The sequence below is a fragment of the Flavobacterium sp. TMP13 genome (assembly GCF_050847115.1).
Lineage (GTDB): Bacteria > Bacteroidota > Bacteroidia > Flavobacteriales > Flavobacteriaceae > Flavobacterium.
In genome coordinates, this window is sequence record NZ_CP193656.1 from 101,332 (window position 1) to 116,536 (window position 15,205).

Annotated in this window: 14 protein-coding genes and 1 pseudogene; 10 read left to right on the top strand and 5 right to left on the bottom strand. The window is 34.4% G+C overall.

Annotated elements, in window-relative coordinates; genetic code table 11:
* Window positions 1–7 precede the first annotated feature (7 nt).
* Together ACRASX_RS00440 and ACRASX_RS00445 are read left to right on the top strand one after the other, a co-directional pair.
* Entirely contained in the window at window positions 8–1,138 is a 1,131-nt protein-coding gene (locus ACRASX_RS00440) for a peptidylprolyl isomerase (RefSeq protein WP_432222046.1), read from the top strand.
* Between the two features lie 26 nt (window positions 1,139–1,164).
* Window positions 1,165–2,334, top strand: a complete 1,170-nt coding sequence (locus tag ACRASX_RS00445; RefSeq protein ID WP_432222047.1) for a peptidylprolyl isomerase — start codon at window positions 1,165–1,167, stop codon at window positions 2,332–2,334.
* A gap of 63 nt (window positions 2,335–2,397) precedes the next feature.
* Here ACRASX_RS00445 and ACRASX_RS00450 read toward each other — a convergent pair whose 3' ends face one another.
* Window positions 2,398–2,841 (bottom strand): hypothetical protein, encoded by a 444-nt coding sequence (locus ACRASX_RS00450; RefSeq protein WP_066309670.1) that lies wholly within the window; start codon window positions 2,839–2,841, stop codon window positions 2,398–2,400.
* 306 nt (window positions 2,842–3,147) lie between these two features.
* On the opposite strand from ACRASX_RS00450, the gene ACRASX_RS00455 reads away from it, so the two are divergent.
* The 8 genes from ACRASX_RS00455 (at window position 3,148) to ACRASX_RS00490 (ending at window position 10,329) form a co-directional block, all read left to right on the top strand.
* A complete protein-coding gene (locus ACRASX_RS00455) occupies window positions 3,148–3,702 on the top strand; it encodes a hypothetical protein (protein WP_432222048.1) in 555 nt (184 codons plus the stop codon).
* 169 nt (window positions 3,703–3,871) lie between these two features.
* Window positions 3,872–4,951, top strand: a complete 1,080-nt coding sequence (locus ACRASX_RS00460) for a YbjQ family protein (protein WP_432222049.1) — start codon at window positions 3,872–3,874, stop codon at window positions 4,949–4,951.
* 162 nt (window positions 4,952–5,113) lie between these two features.
* Window positions 5,114–5,503 (top strand): hypothetical protein, encoded by a 390-nt coding sequence (locus ACRASX_RS00465; protein ID WP_432222050.1) that lies wholly within the window; start codon window positions 5,114–5,116, stop codon window positions 5,501–5,503.
* 151 nt (window positions 5,504–5,654) lie between these two features.
* A complete protein-coding gene (locus ACRASX_RS00470) occupies window positions 5,655–6,620 on the top strand; it encodes a nitrilase family protein (RefSeq protein WP_432222051.1) in 966 nt (321 codons plus the stop codon).
* 278 nt (window positions 6,621–6,898) lie between these two features.
* Window positions 6,899–7,474: a Crp/Fnr family transcriptional regulator gene (locus ACRASX_RS00475; protein WP_432222052.1), complete on the top strand. Its 576-nt coding sequence runs from the start codon at window positions 6,899–6,901 to the stop codon at window positions 7,472–7,474.
* 89 nt (window positions 7,475–7,563) lie between these two features.
* Window positions 7,564–8,370, top strand: coding sequence for an SDR family oxidoreductase (locus tag ACRASX_RS00480; protein WP_432222053.1), 807 nt, complete (start codon window positions 7,564–7,566; stop codon window positions 8,368–8,370).
* Between the two features lie 22 nt (window positions 8,371–8,392).
* On the top strand, window positions 8,393–9,769 hold the full coding sequence (locus tag ACRASX_RS00485) for an aldehyde dehydrogenase (RefSeq protein ID WP_432222054.1): 1,377 nt from the start codon (window positions 8,393–8,395) through the stop codon (window positions 9,767–9,769).
* 122 nt (window positions 9,770–9,891) lie between these two features.
* Window positions 9,892–10,329 (top strand): PH domain-containing protein, encoded by a 438-nt coding sequence (locus tag ACRASX_RS00490; protein WP_432222055.1) that lies wholly within the window; start codon window positions 9,892–9,894, stop codon window positions 10,327–10,329.
* A gap of 59 nt (window positions 10,330–10,388) precedes the next feature.
* On the opposite strand, the pseudogene ACRASX_RS00495 reads toward ACRASX_RS00490, so the two are convergent.
* The 4 genes and pseudogenes from ACRASX_RS00495 to ACRASX_RS00510 form a co-directional block, all read right to left on the bottom strand.
* Window positions 10,389–10,985: pseudogene (locus ACRASX_RS00495) on the bottom strand (GNAT family N-acetyltransferase).
* An 8-nt stretch (window positions 10,986–10,993) separates the two neighbouring features.
* On the bottom strand, window positions 10,994–11,356 hold the full coding sequence (locus ACRASX_RS00500) for a hypothetical protein (protein WP_432222056.1): 363 nt from the start codon (window positions 11,354–11,356) through the stop codon (window positions 10,994–10,996).
* A gap of 173 nt (window positions 11,357–11,529) precedes the next feature.
* Complete coding sequence (locus tag ACRASX_RS00505) at window positions 11,530–12,708, bottom strand: AIR synthase related protein (protein WP_432222057.1); 1,179 nt, start codon at window positions 12,706–12,708, stop codon at window positions 11,530–11,532.
* Between the two features lie 223 nt (window positions 12,709–12,931).
* On the bottom strand, window positions 12,932–15,121 hold the full coding sequence (locus ACRASX_RS00510) for a glutamine synthetase III (RefSeq protein WP_066309698.1): 2,190 nt from the start codon (window positions 15,119–15,121) through the stop codon (window positions 12,932–12,934).
* Window positions 15,122–15,205: the final 84 nt, after the last annotated feature.

Sequence of the window (15,205 nt, forward strand, 5' to 3'; positions counted from 1 at the left end):
TTTTAAAATGAAAAAAACAGTATTCGCTCTACTATTGCTAGTTACCGCGTTTTATTCTTGCAAAGACAAGCACAGTGATTTACCCGACGGATTATATGCTGATATTGAAACCAATAAAGGCCACATTATAGTTGAATTAGATTGTAAAAAAGCACCAATTACAGTAGCTAACTTTGTTACTTTAGCCGAAGGCAAAAACGAATTTGTTACGCATCCACAATTAAAAGAGAAGCCTTTTTTTAATGGTTTAAAATTTCACAGAGTTATTGAAAACTTTATGATTCAGACTGGAGATCCGTTAGGAACTGGTTCGGGAGATGCAGGTTACAAATTTAAAGATGAAATAACCGACTTAAACTTTGAAAACGGTGGCGTTCTAGCCATGGCCAATAATGGACCAGCAACAAACAGCTCACAATTTTTTATAACGCACGTAGCAACGCCTTGGCTTGAAGGAAAACATACTGTTTTTGGACATGTGGTTGCAAACGGTATGGAAGTTGTTAATTTAGTAAAACAAGAAGATCATATTGTTTCGGTTACTATTATTAGAAACGGAGAAGCAGCTAAGAAATTTGATGCCGAAAAAACGTTTGGAGATTACTTTAAAGACGAGTCAAAAGCGTTAAAAGTTCAGCAAGAATTAGAAGCTAAAAATAAAGAAGAATACAGCGCAAAATACAAGGCAGTTATCGAACAAAAATTAGGTGCACTAGCAGAACTAAAAACAAAAGCAATCAAAACTCGTTCGGGTTTAGAATATGTAATTACCAAAAAGGGAAGTGGAAAAAAACCGAGTACTGGTCAAGAAATTTATATTGATTACACTGGTTTTTTAGAAGATGGAACTCTATTTGATACTAGCATGGCAAGCGCAGCCGAATCCTTTGGAAAATTAGATCCAGCGAGAGCACAAGCAGGACAATACAATGCGATTCCGTTTGAAGCAGGTCGTAAAGACGGAATGATTCCTGGTTTTATTGAAGGAATTGAGCAATTGTCTTTTGGAGACAAAGCCACTTTATTTATTCCTTCGCATTTGGCGTACGGTGTAACTGGAGCAGGAAATGGAGTAATTCCACCCAATGCTAATATTATTTTTGAGATTGAGTTGCTAGAGAAAATGCCGCAACAATAATTGTTTAAACTATAAAATGCAAAAGCATGAAATTTAAAATTTTACTTTTAAGCTTAATCGGACTACTAAACCTTCAAGCTCAAACTGCCAAAAAAGCTGTAGATACAGACGGTATATTTGCTACAATTGCGACTAATAAAGGTGATATTGTATTGCAATTAGACTATCAAAAAGCACCGGTAACGGTTGCCAATTTTGTCTCGCTTGCAGAAGGAAAAAATCCTTATGTATCAAAAGGAAATTTAAAAGGAACTCCATTTTTTGATGGTTTAAAATTTCACCGTGTTATTAGTGATTTTATGATTCAAGGTGGTGATCCGTTAGGAAATGGTTCAGGAGATCCAGGATATTCGTTTAAAGATGAATTTAACGACGACTTAAAGTTTGATGCAGGCGGAGTTTTAGCAATGGCGAACTCCGGTCCAAAAACCAACGGAAGTCAATTTTTTATTACGCACAAAGAAACGCCTTGGCTTAACAATAAGCATACGATTTTTGGTCATGTAATTCAAGGTATGGATGTAGTAAATAAAATTTTAATGGATGATGTCATTACTAAAGTTACCATCGTAAAAAAAGGTGCTACTGCCAAAAAGTTTGATGCTGCCAAAGTATTTGTCGCCTACTACGAAAATAAAGCAGAAGACGAGAAAAAAGAAGCGTTACTAGCAGAAGAAAAGAAAAAGCAAGTAGCAGCTTTAGCACTTGAAAAAGAGAAAGAGCATCAAATTAAATACGCTCCGGTAAGCGCTGCGAAAAAAGCTTATTTTGACGAAAATAAAAAATCTGCAACAACCACAGCAACTGGCTTAACTTATAAAATAGTTACTAAAGGAACTGCTGGAAAACCTGTAGCTGGAGAAACATTATACTTTCATTACGCCGGTTATTTTGAAGATGGGACTTTGTTTGACAGTAGTATGGAAAATGTTGCTACTGCAAATGGAAAGCATGATGTGAATCGTGCAGCTCAAGGTGGTTATAATGCATTTCCTTTTCCTGTTGGTAAAAAAGACGGAATGATTCCTGGTTTTACCGAAGGACTTGCACTAATGAATTATGGAGACAAAGGCATTTTTTATATTCCTGCTCCTTTAGGCTATGGTGAGCGTGGCGCAGGAGATGTAATTCCGCCCAATGCCACTTTAATATTTGAAATTGAAATTACAAAAGAGCAACCAGGCTCAAAAAAATAATTATTCTGGAAACAGACTAAACGTAAAAAAAACCCGATAATATTAATTATCGGGTTTTTATTTTTATTTTTTTGAAGTAAACTTCCAGTCAAATTCGTCTTTACCGTTGATGATCGCACCAATTTCAAATTTTACAATTTCATTGAATTCTGTTTGCAAAATAAACCAGTTTTCATCGTTAAAGTAATTCTCGAAGGTGTCAAACTCTTCTTGAGTGAATTTGGTGATCTGTTTCGTTTCTAAATCTTTTTTGACATCTTTAATGTTTCTGCCTAATAATTTAAAGCCAAATAAGTCAAGATCAGCTCCAGAAGCTACAATATATCCTAATTTCAACTCTTCTTCTTCGTAAAAAGTCAAACGCATTTTGTGTTTGTTATAAACAAAAATCACATTGTCATCTTCGTCTTTATAATTTTTATCTGGTTTGCCAAAAACAGCAGTGACGTCATTTTGTTTCATTCCAAAAACCAATTGATCAATACCTGATTTTAAATTTATTTTCATAATCTCCATTTATTTAGATTGCAAATTTCGGAAAGTTTTTTAGCAATTCCATATTACTATGCAACATTTGTTTACTGTTGTTGCAAATGATACTATACTTCATTCATTTACTTACAATCAAGGTCACAATTTAAGTGCGATAAAGAGCGTTAATTTTAAAATAAATGAATTACATTCGTAAGCATAAAAGCACGTTTAGTAGTGTGATATAATTTTAAATCACTACTAAAATGTTGAAGTAGTGATTATTTATAAGTTAAAATTAATGCCTAAAAACCAAACCTTTAACAATCAAATCTTTCTGAAATGAAAAAAATACTATTTATTATATTTTTAATTTGTTCAAATTTTACATCCGCACAAATAGAAAATTTTACATTTGATAAGCAACAAGTAACTTGGAGTAAAGTTTTTGAAAGTACTAAAACTAAAGAGAAAATTAAAAATGAAATAGAAAACAGAAACAATTTAAAAATAATCAGTGTTACTGATAGCTTGATTGTTGGAGAGTTTTCAAATCTAGTCATGAATTATAAAAAAGCTGGATTCTCATACATGGGATCTCCAATTATTTTAAATGAAACAAATAAGTTCAACGGCTCATTTAAAATTGAATTTAGAGAAAATCGTTACCGAGCTACAATTTGGAATTTAAGTTCAAAAGGAATGAATACTACTTTATACAGCGGAGGAATAGGTTTTGGTTCAGAAATGTCAACTTCATTAGAAATACTGCTTTTAAAAAATAACAGAGAAGAATTTCGTAAAAATTTCTACAAGGTCAATGGTGTAATTCTTGACACAACCTTCATTGATTTAATGGATTTTACAGTTGAAACTACTAAAAACGACAAATGGTAAGAATGGCACTACTACTAACACACGTCTCGCGCAATTTGCGAATTTAGTGGAATTACCGTTTTTTACAGATCCCATTTTTTTATAAAAATATTCAACTCTTACGTTTCTAAAATTACCAATAGACAATTCCTTACGCATCACTCATTCAAACTGCATAAAAATATAAAATATGGCAAGTCCCAAAGACATTTTAGTCGTGACAACTTCATCTATCGCCGGAATAAAAATTAAAAAATATTTAAAACCAGTATCCGCGCATATTGTTGCTGGAACAAACTTGTTTAATGATTTTTTTGGAGGTTTAACAGACGTTTTTGGAGGTCGCTCTAGCTCATATCAAAATCAACTTTCCTCTCTCTACAATGAAGCGATTGAAAGAGTTAAGGCCAATGCACACGAAATTGGAGGCAACTGCATCATTGGACTAAGTATTGATATGGATGAAATCTCAGGAAAAGGAAAATCAATGTTTATGTTAACAGCAGTTGGAACTGCAGTAATAATTGAAAAAGAAGAAAAAACAAACTCATTAAACACTAGCAAACTTCAAAATGTTAGTTTCGAAAAAATAAATAGTTTAAGAGAAAGAAAAAATATAATCTTTAATGCTGACAACAATACATTGACGTACGATGATGAAACATGGAGCATACTAATTGCAAATCAAATTAGTGAAATATTTTGTTCTGTATTAAGACATCACGCAAATGTTATTTTAAATTTTCAAGAAATAGAGTATCAAAAATTTCACAGTGCTTTTATCTCCTACGTCGACAATTTTGATCACGATGTAAAAATGAAAATCTTGTATGAGAAAATTGAAAGTGAGAAAAACGAGCAAATCGCTCTTTATTTAACCAAAGTCATAAGAGAATTAAATCTTTATGATTACGAATACTGCAATCATTTATTAAAGAGTAGCGACTTTACAAAACAAAAAGTTGGGCTTAGAATAGTGACATGCGACAAGTCTTATTATTCTGATAGTGATATTGCAGAATTTGAAATCTTAAAATCATACATCAGTTTAAATTTTAACCTAAGAGGAGAACGTTCAATCAAAAAGCAACTTCTTTCTTCAAAGGAAAAAGAAGTATGGATTTGTGAGTGCAGTAAAACAAATGAAACAGAATATTGCGGAAGCTGTTTAAAAGACATTTACGGTTTTTCTAAAAATGAATTAAATCCAAATCAAATTATTTCGTATATCAATGAGAAAATAGAGTTGATAAATGAATACGTAAACTAACGGGCGACAACAGCTCTTTTGCTTGATTGGGGTTTTAGTGGGATTAACATTTCTTATTGTTTCAATTGTTTAGAAAATAATTTGCTTGAAAATCCTCAAACTCATAGATTGATGAAATGTTGTGGATTATTAAAGTAGAATGTAAAAATCATAAAATTGGATATGGAAAAAAAGAAGATCTTAAACTTTTTAGCAAAATACAATTATAACTACTGCGAAAAAAACAATTTAATAATTGTAAAATTAGAGCTTTCTCAACAAGTAACAATTCAATTTGACGAGTCGAATAAAATAATACTAAAGGATAAACTTGTGGGATGGAATTTTCTAACCGGCATGATTGAAATGACTTTAAAAAATGCTTTTATCTATAATCTTACAGGAACAATTCTGTTTGGTAGTATAATTACGTATTTTGAAAATAAAGAAAATGGTCTGAACTTAAACTCCTTGTTTTTGGTTTTTATCACTTGGATTATTTTATTTTCAACTTTTTACATTGTAAAGCTTGAAAATTTTAAAAATAGAATAATAAATTGCACGAGAGAATAGTAAAAAAAACACATCGGACGATATTTATTTTATGCGTTTAACTTTTCAGAAAATAATACACTAAAAAAATCAGATACTTTCTAAACAACAAGACATTCGATAAAATCTCAAAAAAAAAAAGAAGAATTCAATACTCAAAAGCAAAAAACAAATGAACATTGCAGTAGCTCAATTTGAACCTAAAGATGGAGATAAAACCTATAACTTATCTGTAATAAGAAACCTTGCGGAACAAGCCAAATCCAAAGGAGCTGACGTAATTAGCTTTCATGAAATGTCTATTACAGCTTATACTTTTACAAAGGATTTAAGCGTAGAGCAATTGACAGATCTAGCAGAAGAAGTCCCTAACGGAAAAAGTACGCAGGAACTGATTGCGATTTCTAAAGAATTGAATATTCCGATTTTGGCAGGTTTGGTCGAAAAATCAGACGGCAAATTATACAATACTTACATCTGCGTAACGGGCAATGGATTGGTTGCAAAATATCGAAAACTACATCCTTTTATCAGCAAATATCTATCTGCTGGAGACGATTATTGCGTATTTGACCTACTAGGCTGGAAATGCGGAATTTTAATTTGCTATGACAATAATGTAATTGAGAATGTTAGAGCAACAACGTTATTGGGAGCAGAATTAATTTTCGCACCTCACGTTACAGGATGTACGCCTTCGGCAATGCCACATCGGGATTATGTAGCAGATAAATATTGGCAGAATCGAGAAAGTGATCCTGTTTCGTTACGAATGGAATTTGATGGTCCAAAAGGCAGACGTTGGTTAATGCGTTGGTTACCAGCAAGAGCCTATGATAACGGTGTTTACTATGCATTTACAAATCCGATTGGTTATGATGGTGAACACCTGAAAAATGGTAATTCTATGATAATTGATCCGTATGGAGAAGTTCTATCAGAAATAAAATCCTTTGATAACGACATTACAATTTCAAAAATTACAAAAGAGAAAATTCAACTCTCCGGCGGTTGGAGGTATAAAAATGCCCGAAGACCAGAACTGTACAGAGACATAATTGGAGGAGATCATAAATCGGACACAACCCCAGTTTGGATGCAAGAGAACATAGCTGAACAGCAAGAGAAGTCAATCTAGAAAAGTAGTTTAGAGCGATTTAGGTTTAGCGGCAGTACCGCTTTTTATTATATTTTGTTTGTTAAAATACAATCTGCGTTAAAATCTTGAAAACACTAAAGTAGTAAGACGTCATGCCGCACTTTACCAAAGCGTCAAAAATCTAACGCAATTTTATAAACGAATTTTCAGCGTTTATAATTAGCGAAGTAATGGACTGAGTCGAAAGTGCTTTTTTAGTATCTTACGTTTCTTTTAACAAACATTGTGTCCATAAAAAAGCATCGAATCAATTAAAAATGGAGAATAAGCTGGAGAGTATAAAGAACTTAATTTCAAATTATATCGAAATTAGCGAGGAAGAATGGATTTCTTATTCTTCTAATTTTTACGTAAAAGAAATCGAGAAAAAGGAAATAGTCCTGCGCCAAGGTCATATTTGTCAAGAGGTTATTTTTGTGGTGAACGGACTGCTAAGAGTTTTTTTTGTAGATAACGATGGAGAAGAAAAGACGTTTCACTTCTCCTTTGAGAATACTTTTTCGGCCGATTATCAAAGCTTTTTAAAGAAAATACCTTCCAACTATTCCATTCAAGCAATGGAAGACACAACCATTGTTTTAATGTCACATAAAATGTTGCACGATGGGTATAAGAGTCTGAGAAACGGAGAAAGATTGGGCAGATTACTTGCAGAAGAATACTTCTTTATCTTTAATGATAAAATTCAAGCGATGTACACACAAAGTCCAATTGAAAGATATAATACTCTAATTGCACAATTCCCAGACATTCTCCAACGCATACCTCAGCATTACATTGCCTCTTATCTTAATATCAGCTCCGTGCATCTCAGCCGATTAAAAAATGCTTAACAATACGCTCAACTGATAACATATGTTATCGTCGGTGGACAGTTAGTCTTTTAACTTTGTAATTGTAGCAACAATCAAAGTATAAAAAGATGAAAAAATTAGAAAATAAAACAGTTTTAATTACGGGAGGAGCATCGGGTATTGGTAAAATAATGGTTCGTCTACTGTTAGAACGAAAAGCAAAAGTTATAATTTGGGATATCAATCAAGAAAGCATTAATCAAACCATATCCGAATTTTCGACCAAAGGAAGTGTTTTTGGCTATAAGGTAGATGTTTCTAGCGTGGACCAAATACAAGAAACCGCCCTGAAAGTGAAGCGAGAACTTGGGATCGTTGATGTCGTGATAAATAACGCAGGAATAATTGTAGGTAAATTTTTTAGCGAACATTCCTTGTCAGAAATTGCAAAAACAATGGAAATAAATGCAAATGCACCCATGTTTATCACCAAGGCCTTTCTTGATGATATGTTGAATCAAAATTCTGGACATATCTGTAATATTGCTTCCTCTGGCGGACTCGTTTCAAATCCTAAAATGTCTGTTTACGCTGCAAGCAAATGGTCGCTCATTGGCTGGTCGGATAGCTTGCGTTTGGAGATGAAACAGCTGAATAAAAAAGTACATGTTACCACGATTATGCCGTACTATATCAATACCGGAATGTTTGATGGTGTACAATCTAAGATTGCTATTCTTGAGCCTGAAGCAGCAGCACTAACAATTGTAAGAGCCATTGAGAAAAACAAAAAAATGTTGAGTATGCCTGGATATATTTACAGATTTACACGTTTAGGTCAAGCAATAATGTCTATAAATGTATTTGATTGGTTCGCAGGAGATGTTCTTGGCATTTACAAAACAATGGAGCATTTTACAGGTCGCACAAAGTAGTAACACTAAAAAAGTCAAATTAATGCAAGATACATCAAGAGATCAAATTATTCAGCACATTGAAAATCAAAGGGCATTTTTCGCATCAAACAAAACAAAAGACACTGAATATAGGTTAGCGCAGCTTCACAAACTCAAAAATGCTATTCATAAAAATCAGAAGAAAATTGAAGATGCCTTATGGGAGGATTTGCATAAATCACCAGAAGAATCCTATTTAACTGAGATTAGTATTGTAACAGGAGAAATTGACAATCACATTAAAAATTTGAAAAAGTGGGCAAAACCTAAAAGAGTTGCAACGCCCATTCACTTGTGGCCTTCTTCGAGTAAAGTAATGTTTGAACCACTTGGGTTATCACTTATTGTAGCCCCTTGGAATTATCCTTTTCAGTTGTTAATTAATTCGTTGGTGGGTTCAATCTCGGCTGGTGGTTGCAGTATTTTAAAACCATCTCCAGATGCACCAACAATTGCAAGAGTAATGCAGGAAATGATTGAGGAAACTTTTGACTCAAAGTATATTGCCGTTGTTCAAGGCGGAAGAGAGACAAATACAATTCTGTTTAACGAACGTTTTGATATCATTTTCTTTACGGGAAGTACAAATGTTGGAAAAGTAGTGATGAAAGCAGCAGCAGCTCACTTAACTCCTGTTGTATTGGAATTAGGTGGCAAAAGTCCTTGTATTGTTGATGCTGATGCAAACATTGATGTTGCGGCAAAGCGCATTGCTTGGGGAAAATTGATTAACGCAGGTCAAACGTGTATTGCACCAGATTATCTTTTTGCACATCACTCTATTAAGGATGAGTTACTGGATAAAATTGCCAAGAATATAAAAGAAATGTATGGTAATACTATTAAAGAAAGTCGTTTTTATCCGCGAATTGTAAATCAACGTGCTATGGAGCGACTGAAGAACTTGCTGAACGAAGGGGAAATTCATACTGGCGGCGAGATTGACGAAGAAGAAAAATTTATTGCTCCTACAATTATTGATCAGGTAAAGCCTGATTTTCTGATTATGAAAGAAGAAATATTTGGACCAATATTACCCGTGCTGACTTTCGAACATATTGATGAACCAATTGCCTACATTAATAAAAATCAAAAGCCATTGGCTTTTTACTATTTTGGTACAAACAGAAATGCGAAGGAAGTATTGGCAAAAACAACTTCAGGCGGCGCTTGTCTTAATGATACACTAATGCATATTAGCAATCACAATTTGCCTTTTGGTGGCGTAGGTCCTAGCGGATTAGGAAAATACCACGGGCAGGAAAGCTTCTTGGCTTTCAGTAATAAAAGAGCAGTTGTAACTACACCTACTTGGATTGATTTACCTTTTAAATACGTACCTTTTAAATATTTTAAATTAATTAAGAAAATGATTTAACGAGATTATAGTTTTCAGCAGTTAACCTTTTTTAGTATATTTTTACTGCAGAAACTATTCTACTTAAAATTCCGTAACCGCTTAATATGCTGAGACATGAAGAGTGTTAAAAATATAAAAAGATGAAATTTAGAAGTAAAAGTGATATACAAACACGCTTTTTTATTTTGGGCATAAGTTCATTGCTTTTAGCACTTTTACTATACAAAGTATTCTTTGAAAAATATACAAATGACGTCATTGTATTTAACATTATTATGTTGTTCGTTATTGGAGTATTACTTTGGATGCATTACGGAACGCACTATGAACTGACTGAAAGCGAACTACATTATAAAAGTGGTCCGATACGAGGAAAAATAAAGATTGCAGAAATTACTGAAATAATAGAAGGTAAAACGTTGTGGTCCGGCCTAAAACCAGCTACAGCAAGAAAGGGATTACTTATAAAATTGGGGAAATTTGATGAAATTTACATTAGTCCTGAAAGCAATGAACTGTTTGTCGACAAAATATTAGAAATTAATACAAACATAAAAATCACTACAACTAAAGATTAGAAAGCCAGCTCCCTATAATTACAGTCCATTTTTTTTTGACTATGAACTACTTTAAAACTTCAAAGCTTTTTCATTAAATTTTCCTTAACCGAGTCGAACCACTCTTTTTTTAGAATGCTTAAGATTATTGAATCCCTTCGCGACTCTCCTTCCCCTGTATACATAGTGCTTCGCAAGATACCTTCGACAGTGCAACCAATGCTTTTCATGGCGGCAATACTTCGTTCATTGTTAGCATCAGCACGAAACTCGACGCGTTCCATCTGCAAGGTTTCAAAAGCAAATTGAAGTAGCAAAAATTAACAATGTTTGTTTAGGCCGGTTCCGCGAAATGCGCTTCCGTACCAAGTAAAACCCAACTGTAGTGTTTTTTGCGGAAAATTAATATCGTAAAAGCGAGTGCTTCCGGCGTATTGTCCTGATTTCTTATCCAATACTATAAAAGGAAATTGCTCTTTTCTTTTACGAGCTTCAACGGCAATTTTAATGTAGTTGCTTAAATTTTCCTTTCCGTTGGCTTTAACTTGAGAATACGTCCAAGTTTCGGGTTCGTTCTCTGAAATTTCGAGTAAGTGCTCCGCATCGGATTCCTGAAGCGGTCGCAGTAGAACAACGGCATCTTCAAGAATATGGCTTTGATTGAAATTAAACACCATTTTATACACTATTCTACTTCGTACATCTCGTCGTAGCGTTGGGGAACTTGCGGATCGTACAATGGACATTTGAATTCTTCGAGCGTATCTACTAATAAATCCATTGTTTTGCCTTCGGTTCCGTAGCAATCTATTTTGATGCTTGTTGGTGTGGCAAGTACTTGAAAAGCACCTTTACCGTTTGGATTTTCCCAACTGTTTTCGTCGACTTTATCCCATTTTGAAAAAACGGATGCCAACCGATTAAGGATTACTTGTGTTGGCAATTCTTCTAATCCTTGCACTTCTTCGTCTTCAAGAATTGCTTCGTATACTTCTTGATGGTTTAAATAAACTTCATCTAAATACTTCCAAAAAACTAATTCGTACATATATTTTAAATTAAAAGATTTAAGATTGAAAACAGAAATGTGAAATATAAAAACTAAATATGCTATGAAATTACACTTTTTAGCCCCGATAGCAGCGGCATCCTTTTTCTGGCTTCTTTAGCCAGAAAAAGATACAGCGAATAGCGGGATTAGCTCCAAATATTTGCTATGAATTAATACTCAAAAGTACCGTATTCACTTGTAATCGTTAACTTTTTAGAATCTGCCGCCTCTACTCTACCAACAATTTGAGCATCCACATTGAATGATTTTGAAATGGCAATAATATCTTGTGCAACCGTTTCTGGAACATAAATTTCCATACGATGTCCGCAGTTAAATACCTGATACATCTCTTTCCAGTCTGTTTTTGATTGCTCCTGGATCAGTTTAAATAAAGGTGGAACTGGAAATAAATTGTCTTTGATAATGTGCAAATTATTTACAAAATGCAAAATTTTTGTTTGCGCACCGCCACTGCAATGCACCATTCCGTGAATGTCAGCGGAAGTATATTGGTCTAAAATTTTCTTGATAATTGGCGCATAGGTTCTCGTTGGAGAAAGCACTAATTGTCCCGCATCAATCGGGCTATTTTCTACTGAATCGGTCAATTTTACTTGGCCTGAATAAATTAATTCTTCAGGAACAGCAGCATCAAAACTTTCTGGATATTTAGTGGCTAAATATTTGCCAAAAACGTCGTGACGCGCAGAGGTTAAGCCATTGCTCCCCATTCCGCCGTTGTAGCTTTTCTCGTAAGTTGCCTGGCCAAAAGAAGCCAAACCAACAATTACATCGCCTGCTTTTATGTTGGCATTATCGATAACTTTAGAACGTTTCATACGAGCCGTTACAGTCGAATCGACAATAATAGTACGCACAACATCACCCACATCGGCAGTTTCTCCGCCTGTAGAATGAATGGTCACGCCAAAAGATTCTAGTTCTTTTATAAGTTCTTCAGTACCATTTATAATTGCAGAAAGTACTTCGCCAGAAATTAAATTTTTGTTTCTACCAATAGTTGAGGAAAGCAAAATATTGTCTGTTGCTCCTACACACAATAAGTCATCAATATTCATAATTAATGCGTCTTGCGCTATACCTTTCCAAACTGAAATATCTCCAGTTTCTTTCCAATACATGTACGCTAAAGACGATTTTGTACCAGCACCGTCGGCATGCATAATCAAGCAATAGTCTTGATCTTGCGTTAAATAATCGGGAACAATTTTGCAAAATGCTTGTGGAAATAAACCTTTGTCAATATTTTTTATGGCGTTGTGTACGTCTTCTTTGGATGCCGAAACGCCTCTTTGCGCGTACCTTTTGCTTGTATCTGAACTCATAAAATTAGTGTATGTTGCTTTCGTGCAAAGATAACCAGATTTTTTAAATGTGGCTTTAATAAGAGATTGGAATCCTAAAAAAATGAAATAAGTACTGGAATTTTGATATTCTTTCTACGTTTTTGATTGACAAGATAAATATTTGAGCAGAAATGGGGAAATTAGCTAAAAAAAAAGCCTACTCAATTAAGAATAGGCTTTGATTGTAAGTAACAAATATTTATTATTTGGTAAACAACAACTCTCTGTATTTGGTCAATGTCCAAATTTCGTTGTCCACAATGAGTTCTAGTTTGTCACAATGATTTCTAATTTCGTCAAAGTACGGTTTTACTTTGTTGCAATAGGCTTCTGCCATTTCTTGCGCATTAGTCAAGTGATTGGCGGTTCTGCGCTCATCGGTCATGGCATTTACTTTAGAATTTATAGCAGCAATATGTCCTGATATTTCTTTGATAATTTCAATTTGCTCCTTAGCATACTTTTCAAAATCCTGACCAAAAATCTCTTTTAAGCCGCGTACATTTTCGATGATTGTATTTTGGTAGCGAATCGCAGTTGGTATTACATGATTTCTTGACATGTCACCCAAAACGCGGCCTTCGATCTGAATTTTCTTGGTATATTCTTCCAATTCAATTTCGTAACGCGCTTCAACCTCAACTTGGTTCATAATCTTAAGATCACCAAACAAGTCAATTGCCTGCTGTGATGCTCTTGCTTTTAGTGCCTCTGGCGTCGTTTTGTGATTGCTCAATCCTCTTTTTTCTGCTTCAATTTCCCAAGCTTCACTGTAACCATCTCCTTCAAAAAGGATTTTTTTAGACTTTTTAATGTATTCTCGCAACACATTAAAAATAGCATCGTCTTTTTTCATTGACTTCGAATCAATCAAAGCATCGACAGCAATTTTAAATTCTTTTAATTGTTTGGCAACAATCGCATTTAGCGTAGTCATTGACGTAGCGCAGTTTGCAGTAGAACCAACAGCTCTGAACTCAAACTTATTGCCTGTAAATGCAAAAGATGATGTTCTATTTCTATCCGTATTATCTAGTAATACATCTGGAATTTTGCCAACTACATTCAGTTTTAAGTCGGTTTTTTCTTCTGGCGATAATTTACCGTCTGTTACGCCTTCTAACTCGGCCAATACTTTCGTCAGTTGTTCTCCAATAAATATTGATATAATAGCTGGTGGCGCTTCATTAGCGCCCAAACGGTGGTCGTTACTTGCCGTTGCAATTGCTGCTCTTAGTAAGGCTTCGTGATCGTTTACCGCTTTAATAGTATTGATAAAGAAAGTCAAGAATTGCAAATTACTCATCGGCGTTTTGCTCGGACTCAACAAGTTCACACCAGTATCTGTCGCTAACGACCAGTTGTTGTGTTTTCCAGAACCGTTTACTCCTTTAAATGGCTTTTCGTGAAACAACACTTTTAAGTCATGACGTTCGGCAATTTTTTGCATAATGTCCATCAATAAACAGTTGTGATCCACTGCTAAGTTGGTTTCTTCAAAAATAGGAGCCAATTCAAATTGATTTGGCGCTACTTCGTTATGTCTTGTTTTTACTGGAATTCCCAGTAACATACACTCTTGTTCCAAGTCTCTCATATACGTCAAAGCACGAGTGGGAATTGAGCCAAAATAGTGATCGTCTAATTGTTGTCCTTTGGCAGAAGTATGACCCAATAGCGTTCGACCGGTCATCATTAAATCGGGACGGCTTTGCGCTAGTGACTTGTCAATCAAAAAATATTCTTGTTCCCAACCTAAAGTTGCGGTTACTTTTTTTACATTTTTATCAAAATATTTACAAACCTCCGTTGCAGCATCGTCAATTGCTGATAAAGCACGCAATAGCGGAATTTTATTATCCAAAGCTTCTCCCGTGTAAGAAATAAAAACAGTTGGAATGCATAAGGTAGTTCCAAAAATAAATGCTGGCGAAGTTGGATCCCAAGCCGTATAACCTCTTGCTTCAAATGTATTTCTAATTCCACCATTAGGGAAACTAGAAGCATCTGGTTCTTGTTGTACCAATTGCGCGCCACCAAATTTTTCTACAGGATCTGATCCATCATAAAAAGTTTCAAAAAAAGCATCGTGTTTTTCGGCAGTGATTCCCGTAAGTGGTTGAAACCAGTGCGTATAATGGGTTACTCCTTTAGCCATCGCCCATTCTTTCATTCCCATTGCTATATAATCGGCTAACTTTCGGTCAATTTTACTACCGTGTCGTATCGAATCTCTAACTCCTTTAAAAGCATCTGAAGTTAAATACTGTTTCATTGTTTTCTCATTGAAGACATTGGAGCCGAATAATTCCGATTTTTTTCCTATTTCTTCAAATTGTACAGGAGTTCTATTTGAGGCTTCTCTTAGTGCTTGAAAACGTAATGTCGACATTATTTATTTTTTTAATTAATACTTCTCGAGTTTCGAGTTTTACAAATATAAAGAATAAATATACATTTAAATGGAGATATAGGT